General features: G+C 67.9%; 15 protein-coding genes and 2 tRNA genes. 11 read left to right on the top strand and 6 right to left on the bottom strand.

The genetic code is table 11. The annotated features are described in order from the left end of the window. Positions 1 to 1,156: 1,156 nt before the first annotated feature. The 5 genes from dnaN to BC793_RS44250 all read left to right on the top strand — a co-directional run bounded on the left by dnaN (position 1,157) and on the right by BC793_RS44250 (position 5,557). Entirely contained in the window at positions 1,157 to 2,290 is a 1,134-nt protein-coding gene (gene dnaN / locus BC793_RS44270; protein WP_109602646.1) for a DNA polymerase III subunit beta, read from the top strand. 39 nt (positions 2,291 to 2,329) lie between these two features. Next, positions 2,330 to 3,202 (top strand): phosphogluconate dehydrogenase (NAD(+)-dependent, decarboxylating), encoded by an 873-nt coding sequence (gnd, locus tag BC793_RS44265; protein ID WP_109602645.1) that lies wholly within the window; start codon positions 2,330 to 2,332, stop codon positions 3,200 to 3,202. 3 nt (positions 3,203 to 3,205) lie between these two features. Next, positions 3,206 to 4,336: a DNA replication/repair protein RecF gene (gene recF, locus BC793_RS44260; RefSeq protein WP_109602644.1), complete on the top strand. Its 1,131-nt coding sequence runs from the start codon at positions 3,206 to 3,208 to the stop codon at positions 4,334 to 4,336. A 262-nt stretch (positions 4,337 to 4,598) separates the two neighbouring features. Further along, the gene (locus BC793_RS44255) at positions 4,599 to 5,060 is read left to right on the top strand and encodes a DciA family protein (protein ID WP_109602662.1); all 462 of its coding nucleotides are present in this window, start codon (positions 4,599 to 4,601) and stop codon (positions 5,058 to 5,060) included. A gap of 32 nt (positions 5,061 to 5,092) precedes the next feature. Continuing rightward, positions 5,093 to 5,557: a hypothetical protein gene (locus tag BC793_RS44250; RefSeq protein ID WP_109602643.1), complete on the top strand. Its 465-nt coding sequence runs from the start codon at positions 5,093 to 5,095 to the stop codon at positions 5,555 to 5,557. Positions 5,558 to 5,653: 96 nt separating this feature from the next. Here the strand turns inward: BC793_RS44250 and BC793_RS44245 are convergent, their stop codons facing one another. Then, on the bottom strand, positions 5,654 to 6,220 hold the full coding sequence (locus tag BC793_RS44245; RefSeq protein ID WP_109602642.1) for a hypothetical protein: 567 nt from the start codon (positions 6,218 to 6,220) through the stop codon (positions 5,654 to 5,656). Between the two features lie 542 nt (positions 6,221 to 6,762). Here BC793_RS44245 and gyrB point away from each other — a divergent pair. The 6 genes from gyrB (at position 6,763) to BC793_RS44220 (ending at position 12,762) form a co-directional block, all read left to right on the top strand. Continuing rightward, positions 6,763 to 8,712, top strand: a complete 1,950-nt coding sequence (gyrB, locus tag BC793_RS44240; RefSeq protein ID WP_109602641.1) for a DNA topoisomerase (ATP-hydrolyzing) subunit B — start codon at positions 6,763 to 6,765, stop codon at positions 8,710 to 8,712. 109 nt (positions 8,713 to 8,821) lie between these two features. Further along, entirely contained in the window at positions 8,822 to 11,335 is a 2,514-nt protein-coding gene (gyrA, locus tag BC793_RS44235) for a DNA gyrase subunit A (RefSeq protein WP_109602640.1), read from the top strand. A gap of 3 nt (positions 11,336 to 11,338) precedes the next feature. Next, a complete protein-coding gene (locus BC793_RS44230; protein ID WP_109602639.1) occupies positions 11,339 to 12,235 on the top strand; it encodes a DUF3566 domain-containing protein in 897 nt (298 codons plus the stop codon). Positions 12,236 to 12,311: 76 nt separating this feature from the next. Beyond that, positions 12,312 to 12,385, top strand: a tRNA-Ile gene (locus tag BC793_RS44225). Positions 12,386 to 12,547: 162 nt separating this feature from the next. After that, positions 12,548 to 12,676, top strand: a complete 129-nt coding sequence (locus BC793_RS50870; RefSeq protein WP_211340665.1) for a DLW-39 family protein — start codon at positions 12,548 to 12,550, stop codon at positions 12,674 to 12,676. 13 nt (positions 12,677 to 12,689) lie between these two features. Further along, positions 12,690 to 12,762: transfer RNA gene (locus tag BC793_RS44220), tRNA-Ala, on the top strand. Between the two features lie 64 nt (positions 12,763 to 12,826). On the opposite strand, the gene BC793_RS44215 is transcribed toward BC793_RS44220, so the two are convergent. The 5 genes from BC793_RS44215 to BC793_RS44195 all read right to left on the bottom strand — a co-directional run bounded on the left by BC793_RS44215 (position 12,827) and on the right by BC793_RS44195 (position 18,023). Beyond that, a complete protein-coding gene (locus BC793_RS44215; RefSeq protein WP_109602661.1) occupies positions 12,827 to 13,897 on the bottom strand; it encodes a tyrosine-type recombinase/integrase in 1,071 nt (356 codons plus the stop codon). Between the two features lie 169 nt (positions 13,898 to 14,066). Further along, positions 14,067 to 14,288, bottom strand: a complete 222-nt coding sequence (locus tag BC793_RS44210; protein WP_109602638.1) for a helix-turn-helix domain-containing protein — start codon at positions 14,286 to 14,288, stop codon at positions 14,067 to 14,069. Then, positions 14,285 to 16,078 carry a replication initiator gene (locus tag BC793_RS44205; RefSeq protein ID WP_109602637.1) on the bottom strand — a complete coding sequence of 598 codons (1,794 nt, stop codon included), beginning with the start codon at positions 16,076 to 16,078 and terminating at the stop codon, positions 14,285 to 14,287. Before BC793_RS44205 ends, BC793_RS44210 begins: the two co-directional genes overlap by 4 nt. Further along, positions 16,075 to 16,596: a hypothetical protein gene (locus tag BC793_RS44200; RefSeq protein WP_109602636.1), complete on the bottom strand. Its 522-nt coding sequence runs from the start codon at positions 16,594 to 16,596 to the stop codon at positions 16,075 to 16,077. The genes BC793_RS44205 and BC793_RS44200 overlap by 4 nt, the downstream gene beginning before the upstream one ends. Beyond that, the gene (locus tag BC793_RS44195; protein WP_109602635.1) at positions 16,593 to 18,023 is read right to left on the bottom strand and encodes an FtsK/SpoIIIE domain-containing protein; all 1,431 of its coding nucleotides are present in this window, start codon (positions 18,021 to 18,023) and stop codon (positions 16,593 to 16,595) included. The genes BC793_RS44200 and BC793_RS44195 overlap by 4 nt, the downstream gene beginning before the upstream one ends.

The raw sequence follows: 18,023 nt of genomic DNA, 5'->3' as shown, positions 1-18,023 counted from the left end.
CGACGTGGCGGGCGGTCGCGGATCGCCCGGGAGGCGGATCGCCCGGGAATGGGCAAGTGCTCGCCCCGGAGTGGGCAAGTGATCGCCCGGGAGTGGGCGAGTGATCGCGCCGACAGCCACGGGAGACGTGGGAAGACTCAGCGGCGCGTGCCCGTACCCGATGAGGGGTTGACGTTGCGGGTGATGCAGGACGGCGGTGAAGACCGCGACCGGCCGCCTCCGCCGTGGGATTTCCACAATTCACAGGGCCCGGGCACGCAGGGACGGCCTTCGACGGCTGCACTGGCGGTTTGGAAGTTACCCACAGGCTGTCCACGATCGGGTGAATACACTGTGAGCTGCTAAAACAAGAGAATTCTCGAGTTGTCCACCGGTTCTACACGGGGTTGTCCACAGGTTGTACCCAGATCATCCGCCGATCCGCCTTAAATAGGTGCAGATCGATGTCCTTCCCCAAGGGACCTCAATGGCCGTTTGTCAACGTCGCGACGTGACAGTTTCGTGCCAACGTTTTCCACAGCTGTCCACAGGCGTCCACAGGCTTCGTCCCCAGACGGTGGAAATCTCCCGACACCTTCGTCCACAGATGTGGACTAACCCTGGGGAAATCGATGTGGACAGACACGGACGGTTACAAAAGATCACACAGCCTGTGGAGGAGTGTGGATATCCTGTTGAAGGTTCTGGGGACGACGAGCCGGTAGCGTTCCTGCGTAATCCACAGCGCAGGGGATAGAACCGGTGGATTACCGGTGGATAGCCTGTGGACGACGGTGGACAACGCTCGCCGCGTCGGGAACTGTGGACACAGACCCCTAGTTGTACCCCGGTTACCCACATGTGAATCACCGGTGGATAACCCTGTCACCAGGCAAAACTCGGGTTCTCCACAGAATGCACAGGACCGATGAAGACGACTAGTTATCTCTTCTAAGAAAACAAAAACCAATCATCAGCGTTGTGGAAGGTGTGGATCCGCGTCTCGCGGCTCCCCGGGGGCCGGCCTTCAAGCAAGCACCGAGAAGCAGGGTTGGGGTCCCGAGGTCCGATCGGTGTATGAAGGCGGACCGGGGTCGGGCACGCAGGGGCGATGCCGGAGCCATAGAGTTCAGTGGGGGTCCATGCCCCTGTATGAGGACGCATCGCGGAGGACAGCATGAAGTTCCGGGTGGAGCGAGACGCGCTCGCCGACGCCGTGGCGTGGACAGCCAAGAGCCTGCCCAGCCGGCCATCGGTGCCGGTGCTCGCCGGTGTCCTGCTGCGGGTCACCGACGGCCGCCTGCAGGTGTCCGGCTTCGACTACGAGGTTTCCAGCCAGGTGACGGTCGAGGTGCAGGCCGACGCGGACGGCGCGGCCCTGGTCTCCGGGCGCCTGCTCGCTGAGATCACCAAGGCGCTGCCGGGCAAGCCGGTCGACATCGCCGCCGTCGGTGCACATCTCGAGCTGGTCTGCGGCAGTGCCCGTTTCACCCTGCCCACGATGCCGGTGGAGGACTATCCGACGCTGCCGGAGATGCCGTCCAGCGCGGGCACGATCGACGCGGCCACGTTCGCCTCAGCGGTTTCCCAGGTCGCGATTGCCGCAGGCCGGGACGAGACCCTGCCGATGATGACCGGTGTGCGACTGGAGCTGAACGGATCGAACATCGCGTTGCTGGCCACCGACCGGTATCGGCTGGCCATGCGCGAGATCGAATGGACCCCGGAGGACCCGGAGATCAGCCTCAACGCCCTGGTCCCGGCGAAGACTCTGAACGACACCGCCAAGGCGCTCGGCCCGATCGGTGGCGCGGTGACGCTGGCGCTCGCCCAGGGCAGCGCCGGTGAGGGCATGATCGGTTTCGCCGGTGGTGCGCGACGCACGACGAGCCGCCTGCTGGACGGCGCCAACTACCCGCCGGTGCGTTCGCTCTTCCCGGCCTCGCACAACGCTGAGGCGCGGGTGGCGGTGTCGGCGCTGGTCGAGGTGGTCCGACGGGTCGCCCTGGTCGCCGAGCGCACCACGCCGGTGCTGCTGAGCTTCAGCGAGGACGGTCTCGTGGTCGAGGCGGGTGGCACCGAGGAGGCCCGCGCCAGCGAGGCGATGGAGGCCGAGTTCACCGGTGAGCCGCTGACGATCGGCTTCAACCCGCAGTACCTGATCGATGGTCTGCAGAACCTGGGCGCACCGACGGCGCTGCTCTCGTTCGTCGACGCGTTCAAGCCGGCTGTGATCTCGCCCGCTGGCGAAAGTGGAGAAATCATCCCGGGTTACCGCTATCTGATCATGCCGATCCGGGTAACTCGCTGATACTGAGCTTGAACCAATCGCTCATCTAGGGAGATCACCATGCAACTCGGCCTGATCGGTCTCGGCCGCATGGGTGGCAACATGCGGGAACGACTCCGTGCAGCGGGGCACGAAGTCGTCGGATACGACCAGAACCTGGAAGTAAGCGACGCCGCCAGCCTGGCCGAGCTGGCCGAGAAACTGGCCGCGCCGCGGCTCGTCTGGACCATGGTGCCGTCCGGCCAGATCACCGAGGACACGATCAACCAGCTCGCCGAGGTCCTCGAGGCCGGCGACATCATCATCGACGGCGGCAACTCCAAGTTCACCGACGACGCCCCGCGGGCCGAGCGCCTGGCCGTCAAGGGCATCCACTACCTCGACGTCGGCGTCTCCGGTGGCGTCTGGGGCATCAAGAACGGCTACGCCCTGATGGTCGGCGGTGACGCCGCGCAGGTCGAGCACTGCAAGCCGATCTTCGAGGCACTCAAGCCGCTCGGTGAGTTCGGGTTCGCGCACGCCGGGACCCACGGTGCCGGCCACTACGCGAAGATGGTGCACAACGGCATCGAGTACGGCCTGATGCACGCGTACGCCGAGGGCTACGAGATCCTGAAGGCCTCGGAGTACGTCCACGACGTGCCCGCCGTGATCAAGAGCTGGCGTGAGGGCAGTGTCGTCAAGTCGTGGCTGCTGGACCTGCTGGACCGGGCTCTCGACGAGGACCCGGAGCTGGAGGCTCTGAAGGGTTACGCCGACGACACCGGCGAGGGCCGCTGGACCGTCGACGAGGCCGTGCGTCTCGCCGTGCCGGCGCATGTCATCGCCGCGTCGCTGTTCGCGCGTTTCCAGTCCCGCCAGGACGACTCGCCCGCCATGAAGGCCGTCGCCGCGCTGCGCCAGCAGTTCGGCGGCCACGCCGTCAAGCGCTGATCGATGCACGTACGCCGGGTCGAGCTCACCGACTTCCGTTCGTATGAGCGGGTGGCGGTCGATCTCGATCCCGGCGTGTCGGTGCTGGTCGGTCAGAACGGGATGGGCAAGACCAACCTGATCGAGGCGCTCGGTTATGTGGCCACTCTGGACAGTCACCGGGTGGCCACCGACGCGCCTCTGGTCCGGGCCGGTGCCGCTTCGGCGGTGATCCGGTGCGCGATCGTCCATGAGGGACGCGAGCTGCTGGTCGAGCTGGAGATCGTGCCGGGCCGGGCGAACCGGGCACGGCTCAACCGGTCTCCGGTCCGCCGGCCGCGTGAGGTGCTCGGTGCGCTGCGGATGGTGCTGTTCGCCCCGGAGGATCTGGAACTGGTCCGGGGCGACCCGTCCGAGCGCCGGCGTTACCTCGACGACCTGCTGGTGGCGCGGCAGCCGCGGTATGCGGGCGTGCGCGCCGACTACGACCGGGTGGTCAAGCAGCGCAACGCCCTGTTGCGCAACGCCTACCTGAATCGCAAGGTGGGCGGCACCCGGGGACAGGACCTGTCGACGCTGGCGGTCTGGGACCACCATCTCGCCCATCACGGTGCCGAGTTGCTGGCCGGGCGGCTGGAGCTGGCGGCCGCGCTGGCTCCGCACCTGACGAAGGCGTACGACGCGGTCGCTCCCGGCCGGGGTACCGCGGCGATCGTCTACACCTCGCGTCTCGGTGAGGCGTTGCAGGCGGACCGGCCGGCGTTGGAGGCCGCGATCCTGGAGCGTCTGGAGGAGCGGCGGCCGGTGGAGATCGAACGCGGCACCACCCTGGTCGGCCCGCACCGTGACGATCTGGCGCTGAGTCTCGGCGACCTGCCGGTGAAGGGCTATGCGAGCCACGGTGAGTGCTGGTCGTTCGCGCTGGCGCTGCGGCTTGCCGCCTACGACCTGCTGCGCTCGGACGGCATCGAGCCGGTGCTGGTTCTCGACGACGTCTTCGCCGAGTTGGACGGGCAACGGCGGGATCGGCTGGCGGCACTGGTCTCCGACGCGGCACAGTTGCTGGTGACGTGCGCGGTTCCGGAGGACGTGCCGGCGAGCCTGCGTGGTGCGCGCTTCGACGTCGTGACGGGAGCGGTGGACCGTGTTTCCTGAGCCTGATCGCGATCGGTCGTCCGGTGATGACCGCCGACGGTCGCAGGAACCGCCTCAGCGCCTCACCGAGGCCCTGGGGGACCTCTGGGCGGGGGTGGATGAGGACAGGGAGCTTCGGGGCTCGTCACGGGGCGCTGAGGGCGTTTCCCGTCCGCCGGGTGGGCCGGGCGCAGGCCGTACCCCGGAAAAAGCTTCTCCACAGCCTGTGGACAACGGGGATCTGGCCGGGCCGGAACTTGCCCGCGCCGTGCTCGACGCCGCGATGGCGCATCGCCGTGAGGCGGCGGCCCGGGCGCCGAAACGCCGGGCCGGGACCGGTCAGGGCAGTGGCCGGCGGCTGCGGGGCTATTCCGGGCCGGGGCCGGATCCGCGCGATCCGCAGCTCTTCGGGGCGATGCTGGAGCGGCTGGTCAAGGCCCGCGGCTGGGAGAAGCCGAAGGCCGAGGCGACCGTCTTCGGGGCCTGGGGAAAGGTGGTCGGGGCGGACATCGCCGCGCACAGCCGCCCGGTGCGGCTCGAGGGCGGGGTGCTGACCGTCGAGGCCGAGTCCACCGCGTGGGCCACCCAGCTGCGGATGCTCGCCGCCACCCTGCTCCGCCAGATCGCGGGCGAGGTCGGCCACAACGTGGTGACCAGGCTCAACATCCACGGGCCGGCGGCACCGTCGTGGAGTCGTGGACCACGTCGGGTGCAGGGGCGCGGCCCCCGGGACACGTACGGCTGAAACCGAACCGGCCCGCGCCGCGTCGGACCGGCATGACTCTGCATCTGCGTCGTGTCCTGGTCCTGTTGTTACTCGTCCTGGCGCCGATCCCGGTCGCCGCCCGTCCCGCGTGGGCGTGTTCGTGTGCCGTCGACTTCGACCCGTTCGAGCAGGCTCAGGTGGCGTTCGTGGGGGTGGCCGACCAGGTGGACCCGGACTGGTTCGGCAACGAGGTCCAGGTGGAGTTCACCGTCGAGTCGGTGCTGAAGGGCGCTGCCGGCCAGACGGTGACACTGGTCACCATGAAGGACAGCGCGTCCTGTGGATACGACTTCGTCGAGGGCGGCAGGTACCGGGTGTACGCGAACGAGGGCCAGACGTGGTCGTGTGACGGCAACGAACTGCTGTCGACCGGGCACGGCGGCGGGGGCCGTACCCGGACGATCTTCTGGGGTGGGACGGTCTTCGTCCTGATCGTCGTCGCCGGTGGGGTGACCTGGCTGATCCGTCGATCCTGAAGGAACCGGCCCGAGGGAGCCGGGCCGGAGGAGCCGGGTCGAGGAAGCCGGGCTGAGCAGTCCGCCTGCTCGGTCGGCGGGCGTCAGCGGTCCGGCTCAGTAATCCGCGAAGATCGCGAAACCGCGTTCCGCGCAGCGGCGGTAGAAGCCGGCCAGCACCGCCAGTTCGGTGCGCGCGAAACTCCAGTGCGGCGAGTTCCCGGCGTCGTCGCGCAGCGCCGCGAGCCGCTGGTCCAGCCAGCGCAGCTGCTGCTCGGCGAGCCGGCCCGTGGAGATCGCGGTGCGCAGCACCTCGGTGACGGTGTCGAAGGTGACCAGGTCACCGAACTTCTCGTGCCCCTCGACGAAACGCTCCAGGCCGCCGGCGATCCATGCGCAGCCGTCCGGGTCGATGACCGGGTCCTCGTCCTCGGCGGCGGCCTCGGTGGCGTAGAGCACACCCTCGAGCCCGAGCAGAAGATCGATCAACTCGGTGTACGCGGTCGCGCGCACCGTGCCGGTCTTGGCGATGTGCAGCGCGAGCGCACCGGTCGGCGCCGCGATCTCGGGCCGGTCCGCGATTGCTCCGAAGTCGACGAACTCGGCGGGAGCCACCGGGTCGTAGTACTGGTTCGTCCGCGGCCAGTGCACCGCGACGTTGTCCAGGCCCTTGTCGTGCGCCATTGGGGCCACCCCTCCTCGACCTGCCCTGCGGCCACCCGGCCAACTCCGGCCCGCGCGGGCGAGGTTACGACACGGGCGCGGGACGCTGTCGAGCAGTGTCGCAGTGAGTGTGGGCGAGGTACGGCAGGCGCGCCCGACCGCGGGAACTGCCGCATCGTTTGCCATTGCGTGGGGCGACTGTGCCGTGTAGGGGATTACGTGGGTAGCGCCTCAAATCGCGCTACGGCACTCTCAGGCACCCGGAAGGGGTGCCGGACCCTCGCCGATTCGTTCCGGCGGAGTAGAATCGACGGCGACCGGGAAAACTGTGCTTGATGTTGCGGACGGCCACCGTGCCAGCCCTCATCGTCACGCTATGCGGTTTTTCCAGCCGATCACGATCCGCGGGCTGTCCGCGGCGACCGGCGCGCACGGTTCCACCGGTGGTCCGCTTCTTCCCGCGGTGTCATCTCCGGTTCCGGCTGCGCGCGCGTGCCGTCGTCGACGAGCCCGCCAACCCCGTTGCGGGGCCTCACCGGCCCGGCGCGAGAAAGTGGCCGAGGGTGTCAGACAATCAGGAATACGGTGCCGGCTCCATCACCGTGCTCGAAGGCCTGGAAGCGGTCCGCAAGCGTCCCGGTATGTACATCGGTTCCACCGGTGAGCGCGGCCTGCACCACCTGGTGTGGGAGGTTGTGGACAACGCTGTCGACGAGGCACTGGCCGGCTACTGCGACACCATCGACGTGGTCCTGCTGCCCGACGGCGGTGTCTCGGTCACCGACAACGGCCGTGGTTTCCCGGTCGACCTGCACCCGACGCTGAAGAAGCCGGGTGTCGAGGTCGCGCTGACCGTGCTGCACGCGGGTGGCAAGTTCGACGGCCAGGCCTACAAGGTCTCCGGCGGTCTGCACGGCGTCGGCGTCTCGGTGGTGAACGCGCTCTCGACGAGGATGGCCGTCGAGATCCAGAAGGACGGCTTCTGGTGGCGGCAGAAGTACGACTACTCGGTTCCCGGCGAACTGGTCAAGGGTGAGCCGACCGACAGCCTCGGCTCGACCGTCCAGTTCTGGCCGGACCCGAACATCTTCGAGACCGTCGACTTCGACTACCAGACCATCTATCGCCGTCTCCAGGAGATGGCGTTCCTCAACAAAGCCCTCACCATCAACTACACCGACCAGCGGCCCGACCAGGTCGACGAGAACGGTGAGCCGCGCAGCGTCACGTTCATGTACGAGGACGGCATCGCCGACTTCGTGCGGCACCTCAACGCCACCAAGAGCGCCATCCACCGGACCGTGATCCAGTTCGAGGCCGACGCCCCCGAGGAGGGCATGGCCGTCGAGATCGCGATGCAGTGGAACGAGTCGTACGGCGAGTCGGTCTACACCTTCGCCAACCGCATCAACACGCACGAGGGTGGTACTCACGAGGAGGGCTTCCGCTCCGCACTGACGACCATCGTCAACAAGTACGGCGTCGAGAAGAAGTTCCTCAAGGCCGATCAGAAGCTGTCCGGTGAGGACATTCGTGAGGGCCTGGCCGCGATCATCTCGGTGACTCTGGCGAACCCGCAGTTCGAGGGCCAGACCAAGACGAAGCTCGGCAACACCGACATGAAGAGCTTCGTGCAGAAGGTCTGCAACGAGCAGCTCGCCGACTGGTTCGACCGGAACCCGGCGGACGCCAAGCTGATCATCACGAAGGCCGACCAGGCGGCCCGCGCCCGGATCGCCGCTCAGCAGGCCCGCAAGCTGGCCCGGCGCAAGTCGCTGCTGGAGTCCGGCTCGATGCCCGGCAAGCTGGCCGACTGCCAGTCCACCGACCCGCGTGAGACCGAGCTGTTCATCGTCGAGGGTGACTCGGCCGGCGGTTCGGCCAAGTCCGGCCGGGAGAGCCGCATCCAGGCGATCCTCCCGATCCGCGGCAAGATCCTCAACGTGGAGAAGGCCCGGATCGACCGGGTGCTGAAGAACAACGAGGTCCAGGCGCTGATCACGGCCATGGGCACCGGTATCCACGACGAGTTCGACATCTCGAAGCTGCGGTACCACAAGATCATCCTGATGGCCGACGCCGACGTCGACGGCCAGCACATCCAGACGCTGCTGCTCACCCTGATCTTCCGCTTCATGCGGCCGATGGTCGAGCAGGGTCACGTCTACCTGGCCTCCCCGCCGCTCTACAAGATCAAGTGGAACAAGCGGGGTGACGACGCGCAGTACGCGTACTCCGACCGCGAGCGGGACGGGCTGATCGCGCTGCGGCAGGAGAAGAAGGCGAACGCGAAGCCGGACGACATCCAGCGGTTCAAGGGTCTCGGCGAGATGAACTTCCACGAGCTGTGGGACACCACGATGAACCCGGACACCCGCACCCTGCGCCAGGTGACCCTGGACGACGCCGCGGTGGCGGACGAGCTTTTCAGCGTGCTGATGGGTGAGGACGTCGAGGCTCGGCGGTCGTTCATTCAACGCAACGCTAAGGACGTCAGGTTCCTCGACATCTGAGTCCGGTGAGCCGTATCCACAGCGTGTACGGCATTTCCACAGTGTTATCCACAGCCATATGCCCGTTCTGGCTGCATTTGCCTGGCATCACCTTGAGTAAGGGTTAAAAGTGACTGACACTCCCGAACCCCCGGACGGCGACCAGACTCCGGAAGCGACCGGCGGCGGTGTGACCGAGCGCGTCGTGCCGGTCGGCCTCGAGGTCGAGATGCAGCGCTCGTACCTCGACTACGCGATGAGCGTCATCGTCGGCCGTGCGCTGCCCGACGTCCGCGACGGCCTCAAGCCGGTGCACCGCAAGATCCTTTACGCGATGTACGACGCCGGTTTCCGTCCGGACCGCGGTTACGTCAAGTGCGCCCGCGTGGTCGGCGACGTGATGGGCAACTACCACCCGCACGGCGACTCGTCGATCTACGACGCCCTGGTCCGGATGGGTCAGATCTGGTCCCTGCGGTACCCGCTGATCGACGGCAACGGCAACTTCGGTTCGCCGGGCAACGACCCGCCGGCCGCCATGCGGTACACCGAGGCGAAGCTCTCCCCGCTCGCCATGGAGATGCTGCGGGACATCGACGAAGACACCGTCGACATGCAGGACAACTACGACGGGCGCACGAAGGAGCCGACGATCCTGCCGGCCCGGTTCCCGAACCTGCTGGTCAACGGCTCCGAGGGCATCGCGGTCGGTATGGCCACCAAGATCCCGCCGCACAACCTGCGCGAGATCTCGGCGGCCGTGCAGTGGTGCCTGGACCACCCGGAGGTCGACGAGGCCACCACGCTCGAGGCGCTGCTCGAATTCGTTAAGGGCCCCGACTTCCCCACCAAGGGCCTGATCGTCGGACAGCAGGCGATTCAGGACGCGTACCGGACCGGTCGTGGGTCCATCCGGATGCGCGCGGTGGTCGAGGTCGAGGAGGACGCCCGGGGCCGGCCGTGTCTCGTGGTCACCGAGCTGCCGTACCAGGTGAACCCGGACAACCTCGCCGAGCGGATCGCCGAGCTGGTGAAGGAGGGCAAGCTCACCGGTATCGCCGACATCCGGGACGAGTCCTCCGGCCGTACCGGTATGCGCCTGATCCTCGTGCTCAAGCGTGACGCGGTCGCCAAGGTGGTGCTGAACAACCTCTACAAGCACACCCAGCTCCAGGAGACCTTCGGCGCCAACATGCTGGCGCTGGTCGACGGCGTGCCCCGCACGCTCAACCTGGCGCAGTTCATCCGCTACTACGTCGAGCACCAGATCGAGGTCATCCGACGGCGGACCGCGTTCCGGCTGCGCAAGGCCGAGGAACGCGCGCACATCCTGCGTGGTCTGGCCAAGGCGCTGGACATGCTGGACGAGGTCATCGCCCTGATCCGGCGCTCGCCCACCGTCGAGGACTCGCGTCAGGGCCTGATGCAGCTGCTCGAGGTGGACGAGGTCCAGGCGACCGCGATCCTCGACATGCAGCTGCGCCGCCTGGCCGCCCTGGAGCGGCAGCGGATCGTCGACGAGCTGGTCAAGATCGAGATCGAGATCGCCGACTTCAAGGACATCCTCGCCAAGCCGGAGCGGCAGCGCGCGATCGTCTCGGACGAGCTGGCCGAGATCGTTCAGAAGTTCGGCGACGAGCGCCGCACCCAGATCATCCCGTTCGACGGCGAGGTCTCCATGGAGGACCTCATCGCCCGGGAAGACGTTGTGGTGACCATCACACGTACCGGTTACGCCAAGCGGACGAAGACCGATCTGTACCGGTCGCAGAAGCGCGGCGGCAAGGGCGTGAGCGGCGCCACGCTGCGGCAGGACGACATCGTGTCGCACTTCTTCGTCATCTCGACACACGACTGGATGCTGTTCTTCACGAACAAGGGCCGGGTCTACCGGGCGAAGGCGTACGAACTACCCGAAGCCGCCCGCGTGGCCAAGGGTCAGCACGTCGCGAACCTGCTGGCCTTCCAGCCTGACGAGCACATCGCGCAGATCATCCAGATCCCGAACTACCAGGTCGCGCCCTACCTTGTGCTCGCCACTAAGAATGGGCTCGTGAAGAAGACGCGCCTGGAGGAATTTGACTCCAACCGCAGCGGTGGCATTATCGCCATCAACTTGCGGGAGGATGACGAGTTGGTAGGCGCGGCGCTGGCGGCTCCGGAGGACGACCTCCTCCTGGTGTCCAAGAAAGCCCAGGCCATCCGCTTCAACGCCACCGACGAGGCGCTGCGCCCGATGGGCCGCGCGACGTCCGGTGTCATCGGCATGCGCTTCGGTGACAACGACGAGCTCCTGGCCATGGAAGTGGTCCGGCCGGACATGGATGTGTTGGTCGCCACCAATGGTGGGTATGCGAAGCGCACGCCCATCGAGGAGTATCCGGTGCAGGGGCGTGGCGGCAAGGGGGTACTGACCGCCAAGATCACCGAGCGTCGTGGTGGACTTGTCGGCGCTCTGGTGATCAGCCCGGAGGATGAACTGTTTGCCATCACCAGCAATGGTGGTGTCATCCGGACTCCCGTGAAGCCTGTACGGCGCACACGGGATCGGAACACAATGGGGGTCAAGCTGATGGACCTCCCAGAAGGTGTAACCATCGTGGCGCTTGCTCGCAATGCCGACGAGCCTGACGAACAGGACTAGTTGATGCCGGAGACACAGGCGAAGTCGGGGGGCCCCGGGACCTCAGCGACTCCGGACGATGCGGCGAAGAAAGACGCTGCCGCACCCGCCGGTCGCGAGAGCACAGGGCGCGCCTCTGTCCCCGCCGATGCCCCGTCCCCGCCGAAGTTCACCAGGGCGCCGGGTATGGCCCCGCCGCCCGGTGAACCGGCCGCCGGCAACACCGACGGCGCCGATCCCAAGCGTCCAGGCGCGCAGCCACCGGTGAAGGGCTCGGCGTCGGTGCCGGTCGTCACCAAGGGCAAGGGCGCGGCTCCGGGTTCGACCTCCGGTCGTACCCCCGTCAGTGCTCCCGCGGCGACCGCGGCGGGGACTCCGCCGCGGCCCACCAACCCGCCGGCGCCGCAGGCGGCCGCACCCGGAGCCGCGAAGCAGCGCACCGGGTCGACGCCGACGGCCGGTGGTGCGGCAGCCGTCGGGGCGGCCCGTGTCTCCGAGGCCGTGCGATCGGCCCGCTCCACGGTGTCGTCGGCCGCCGCCCGCGGCCCGCGCCGTGCCCGGCTGAACCTCAAGCGGATCGATCCCTGGTCCGTGATGAAGTTCTCGTTCGCCGTGTCGATCGTGCTCTTCATCGTGGTGGTCGTCGCGACGTCGGTGCTCTACCTCGCCCTCGACACGATGGGCGTCTGGAGCTCGGTCAACGGCAACCTCCAGGAGCTCGTCACCGCCAGCGGTGGCACCGAGGGCAGCACCACCAGCGCCTTCCGGATCACCGCCTGGGGCGTCATCGGCACGTCGATGCTGATCGGCGCGGTCAATGTGGTGCTTTTCACTGCACTGGCGACTCTGGGTGCATTCATCTACAACGTTTGTGCCGATTTGGTTGGCGGTATTGAGCTCACACTGGCCGAACGCGACTGACGAGCCGTATCGGGTTGCGGGGACCCCCGCTTTGGAGACTCGCAACCCGATGCGGTAACGTTCTGTTCGCAGGTGAGGGGCTATAGCTCAGTCGGTTAGAGCGCAGAGCTGATAACTCTGAGGTCGATGGTTCGATTCCATCTAGCCCCACGAGTGACACAGTGGCTCTTGTCCGTGGAAAACACGGCCGGGGGCCACTTGTTATATCCTCGCCGGAGGCCCGGTTGCGGTGGGTGTTCGTCTCACGGCCGAGGCACCATCTCTGGTGTGGGCGACAGTTCTTTCCTGCGGTGCGTTGGGGGTAGCAGTTCAGTGTTGAAGAAGCTCCTCATCATTGCCGGCGTCATTGGCGCGGCGGCCCTGGTCGTCAAGAAGGTCAAGGCCTCCAGCGACGAGCGTGCCCTCTGGCACGAGGCGACGACCGCTCCCGACCTGCGATAGTTCTGCGGGTCACGGGGCCCTAGCTCAACTGGCAGAGCACCGCCTTTGCAAGGCGGGGGTTAGGGGTTCAAGTCCCCTGGGCTCCACAAAATCGGCCTCTCACCAGGCCAAACGCAAGACCAAGATCATTGGGACCACATCGGGACCACTTCAGTTCAGGTCCCACCGGCCCGCGACGGCCTCTTTCAGCGCCTCGCCGACGATTCCTCGACGCCGTTCGCGGCGCGGCCAGAAGTGCACGTAGGTCTCCAGCGTGATCGACAGCGTTGAGTGCCGTAGCGCCCGCTGAACGTCCTTCGGGTCCGCGTGGTTCGTGATCAGCGTGGTGGCGAAGAAGTGCCGCAGCGCGTGAAAGCCGCCGTGCTCCTCCGGCCAGCCCGCCGCCCGACGCCACTTCACCCACTCCGCCGACCATGTACGGTCCGTGAACGGATTGCCGTGCACCGTGGTGAACAGCAGCGGCACCCGGCGCCGGACCGTGGGGCCGGACGTGATGTCGGGCATCTCGACCTCAACCGGCGGGAACTCCCGGACGTGGTAGTCCAGAGCCGCCGCGACCATCGGGTCTAGGTCCACAGCCCCCGCGGCCGGATCGAAGGACCGCACGCCCTTGGGCAGGCTGAGATAGAACCCGCCGTATTCCCTGGGCGCGTAGCGGAGCTGCTGAACCACGTGCAACTCCTCGTTGCTGGGGTCCAGGCAGCGCGGTCCCTGCTCGAAGCCGAGCGCTTCGCTGATCCGCAGCCCGGCACCAGCGCCGAGCCAGAGCAGGCCGTGATACCGCTCGGGCACCTTGCCGAACAGACGGAGCACGTCCTCCCGCTCGGGAACCCACTTCGGGGCGCGGCTCAGCCCACGGAACACCTGGGAGAGCTTGATCCCGTCACAGGGGTTGTCCGGGGTGATCTTGTCCGTGACGGCGCCGGACATCACTGCGTCGAACAGCTCGAAGTACAGGCGCAGGCTGGACGGCGCCATCCCCGCGCCGAGGCGTTCCGCCAGCCACAACAGCACATCTGTCTGAGTGATCGAGCGGAGTGCACGGTTGCCGAACGCCGGCACGAGGTGCAGCCGAAGGTTCGACTCGATTCGGGTCTGGGTCTCCAGTGCCCAGCCGATGACCCTGGCTTGACGCCAGCGTTCGGCGTAGGCGGCGAACTTGATGTACTTCTCGCCCTGGTCCAGGTCGGTGTCCGGCGCAGTGCCAGCCCGGCAGGCCACATCGAAGGCTTCAGCGTCGGTCTTGCGCGCAAAGACCTTGTCTTTGGTCTCGCCGGTGGCATCGGTGTAGCGGACACGCCAGCGTTTGCCGCGCCCGTACTTGCCTGACTTGATCGGCTTTTTGTTCTCGTCCTTCTTGGACAGGTACCAGAGATCGTGTACGCCCACGTCAGGCCACCTGCCCCAGAACCCAGGCACGGACCGCGGCCGGGTCGTAGCGGAGGTGCTTGCCGACCTTGAAGGCCGGCGGACCCTTCCGGCGGTGGCGCCACTGGTAGAGCGTTCCGGGAGGGATGCGCAAGTAGGCGGCGGCATCGTTGATGGACCACAGCTCTTCCGGGCCGTCCGGCGTGCTGTCTGGGCTTGGAACCACAGTCAGGTGCCTGCTCATCGTGTCTCCCCCATGTCGTTGGTTGCAGTTGCCGAGACATCCCCTGGCGGATCGCCGCTGGCCCGTTGTCGTGCTGCGTTCAACTGCCCGCGGCGGTGGATGCGTTCGGAGATCGCCCGCAAGAGCCGGTGTTCGAGCGCCGGGAGATCCGGATCGTCGTGTCGGGCCATCTCCCAGGCGACCGCCGGCTTTTGCTCGGTGTCAGGCGCGGGTTCCTCGGTGGTGATGCCGAGTAGGGCCTTGACCCAGGCGTGGGCGTCCGCGCGGTGGTCGGCGAGGGTCTTGCCGGACCAGTCGCGCGAGACCAGCACCCGGCGTCCGCCGATGCCGAGGGTCGTTTTCTGGTGCACCCGGCCCTTGCAGTGGCCGGGCCGGAGCCGTCCGTTGGCCTTCTTGGGCTGGACGCCGTAGAGCAGCCAGTTGGAGCACCGTTCGGAGCACGGGGTGACGCGGAGTTCGTGCCAGAGCCGGTCGAGGTGCTGGCGTTGCGGGTCGCTGGTGGTGGTGTGGCAGTCGGCGGCGGACTTGGTCACGTACTTGGTGATGTAGCCGATCGTCCGCTCGGCATCCCGCGTGCCGGGGTCGACGCCTTTGGCTTTGACCTGGGCGCCGAACCGGACCAGGTGCGCCGGTTCAGCGTCGGGGTCGTCGTCGATCGCGTCCAGGGCCTCAGCCCAGGTCGACAGCGGCAGCCCGGTGTCCGGGTCCACCCACGTCTCGGCCTTGCTGTCCCAGACCGGTGGTCGGTCGATCGGGTAGCGCAGCCGGTCGGCCGCGGGCCACCACACCTGGTGGTAGGTGGCGGTGGCGACCAGTTCCAGCATCGACCGCGGAATGGTGCCGCGGATTGCGAAGTGGGCGTGCGGGGCGAGCCGCCGTTGCGGCTCGACACACCCCGCGTACTGGACGTTCCAGCCCACGGCGCGGCGCAGGTTCTGCCAGTACCGGTCGAGCAGCCGCGGGAAGTGCACCGCATCCCACGCTGCCCGCCGGTAGTCGTACTTGCTCGGGTCGACCGGGGTGCCCAGCAGCGGGTCATCCTCGGTGTGCCGCCGCCGACAGGTGCACGGCCGCCCCTGGTGGATGGAGTGGACTGGGCCGTAGCTGTCCAGGGTCAGGGTGAGCCACATCGACGGCCGGTGCTCGACACCATCGGCGCCGACGTAGGTCCGGCCGACCGTGCGCGCTTCGACCTTCTGCCGGGGCAGGTCAGGCACGTCCTGCCGCCGTTTGGTCGACCGGACCCGCCGCGGGCCGTTGTCGTCGTCGCCCTGTGCGTCACGGCTGTGGCCCGGCGCGACGCTGCCCCGCAGGCCCTCCGTCGCGATCTCCTGCTCCACAGCCCCGATCGCCGTGTCGATGCGGTCCAGTTCCGCGGCCCGCTGGTCGGGTTTCATGGCGGCGAGCTGGAGCGCGGCCCGCTCGAACTCCAGATGCGCCCGAGCAGTGATCAGATCCCGCTGCCGAGGGGTGGCTGGCGCCGGACCGGGCAGCGGTTCGTCACTGCGGTGCCAGCCCTCCCGGATCTGGACCTGCCGCAACCGTCGTGCTCGCTTGGCGCAGGGCGGGCATTTGGCTTCCAGGGTGGCGCCGCACGGCAGGTCGACGAGCTCCGTCTTCCCGGTCGCCAGGTCGGTCCGGCGCAGCGCCACCGGATGAATGCAGACGCCGTGATCGACAGCCAGGTCTTTGAGCGCGTCAACGGCGCGGGGGAGAGCGAGGCGGGCGGCCCGCGAGCCCGGCCGAGGCGCCGTCGTCTCGGCCGAGATGGGCAGGGTGGTGCCGGTCATCGGGTCACCTGCCCGATGACCGGCACTCCGTGGGGGCGGGTGATCGGCCGGACGGGAACGGTCGGCACCACCGCGGCCGCAGGAGGCACGGGCTGCGGCGCCGGAGCCGGAGCGGCGGCGGGTTCAGGAGCCGCCGTAGGGCTGGTGAAGACGAGTTTGACCAGGGCCATGAACGCCAGCGCTGGCACCGCCGACAGCAGCCACCCCGACGGACTCGGCCGGGCCACGGCGAGCTGCGCAGACAGCGACAGGGTGCCGGCGGCGATGAGTAGGAACAGCGGGTAGCCGATCGGCGCCCCGGCCCGGCGCCGCCGTTTGATCGTCAGCAGCGCCGCGACGGGGACGAGTTCGGAGATGACCGCGTTGACCCAGCCGAATGCGTCCGGCGTGCCCGTCGGGGCGTGGCGCATGGTCCAGTCGTGGACGTGGGAGAAGGACGCCCACCCGGCGGCCAGGGCGACGGTGGTGAGGATCGCGGTCAGGGTCAGGCCCTCGACACGGTCGGCGTTGAGTTTCATGCCGCACCTCCCGTGGCTTTGCCGTTGACGAGCCGGAGTCGTCCGTGGTCGTGGGCCATGTCGCGGATCGTGGTGTCGTCGCAGTAGGTCAGCCGGACTCGCATCGGTGTCGGGTCACCTTCGAGGACGACGTAGCCGATGCCGGGTTGGGTTTGGGGGATGCGGTCGCACAGCGCTCCGCGGTCGCGCATGCCGTCGCCGAGGACCATGTCGACCTCCGCGGGCTCTGACAGCCGCAGCCCGATCCGGGTCGGGAACAGCCCACGCGCGGGCAGCACCTCCTTGCGGGGGTCCTGAATGGCGGCGACCACGTGCACGCCCACGGCGCGGCCCTGGGTCAGGACGATGCCGAGCGCGGCCTTGATGCGGTCCTTGAGCTGTCGCTCGGTGAGGTAGGCGGTCAGGTTCGCCAACTCATCGATGACCAGGACGATCAGCGGCTCATCCGGCGTCGGGATGTGCTGTCGCGTCTGGCCCGCCAGGCGGGCGGCCCGTTCCTGCGCCGTGCTGGCTGCCTGTTCGATCATGGCGGCCATCTCGGCGAAATCCCGCGACGCGAACCGGGCGAACAACGGCCGCCCGATCCCCAGCTCCATGCCGCCCTTGGGATCGAGGCCCCACAGCTCGACCAGCCCATCAGCCACGCCGCCGGCCAACGCGCGGACGACCGACCAGATCACCGACCCCTTGCCCGAACCGGTGGCGCCGACGATGAGGACCTGGGTGCCGAACAGCCGCAGCCGGTATTCCTCGCCGTCTTCCTGGACACCGATCGGCAGCGCAGTGAAGTCCGGCCGGGCGGGCACCGGCAGCGGCTCCACCGTCTCGTGCAGAGAGTCCCCGCGCATGAGGACCAGAACCACGGTGGCGTAGGTCGGGCCGGGTATGGCCTTGACCTGCCGCACCCCGAACGTGTGGGCCAGTCGTTCGGAGGCTTTGGCGAAGTCGTCGGGGATCTGCCCCGTGACCATCCGCACGGTGACCTCATCGCAGCCCGTGCGGCAGCGGACCCGGCGGATCTCCGGGATGATCGTGCGTTTGTCGTAGGAGACCGACAGCTTCGCGGTGACCATCGCGGCCATCCACCGCCGCTGGTACACCAGCCTGCGGATACGGGCGAGGATCGGCCACCAGCCGAACCGCAGCCACGACGGCCGATGCCCGAACGCCCAGCCCGTCGCCACGACCGTGACACCGCAGACGAGTGCGGCGAGGGCCTGCCAGCCGTGGGCGAGATAGAGCCAGGTCAAGCCGGTCGCTGGGAGGGTGACGTACCAGTGGCGGACGTAGGTGGCGACCAGCCAGGCCAGGGCCTTGACGGTCTCCCAGACGACGACCGCCCAGATCGGTAGCCGGAAGACTGGTGTGCGGACGTTGAGCGGCGCGACCGGGATGGTCTCACCGCGGATGATGTTAATCAGCGGCAT

Source organism: Actinoplanes xinjiangensis (assembly GCF_003148685.1).
GTDB lineage: Bacteria > Actinomycetota > Actinomycetes > Mycobacteriales > Micromonosporaceae > Actinoplanes > Actinoplanes xinjiangensis.
Note: the sequence above shows the minus strand (reverse complement) of the source record. Positions and strands in the feature narration are given on the sequence as shown.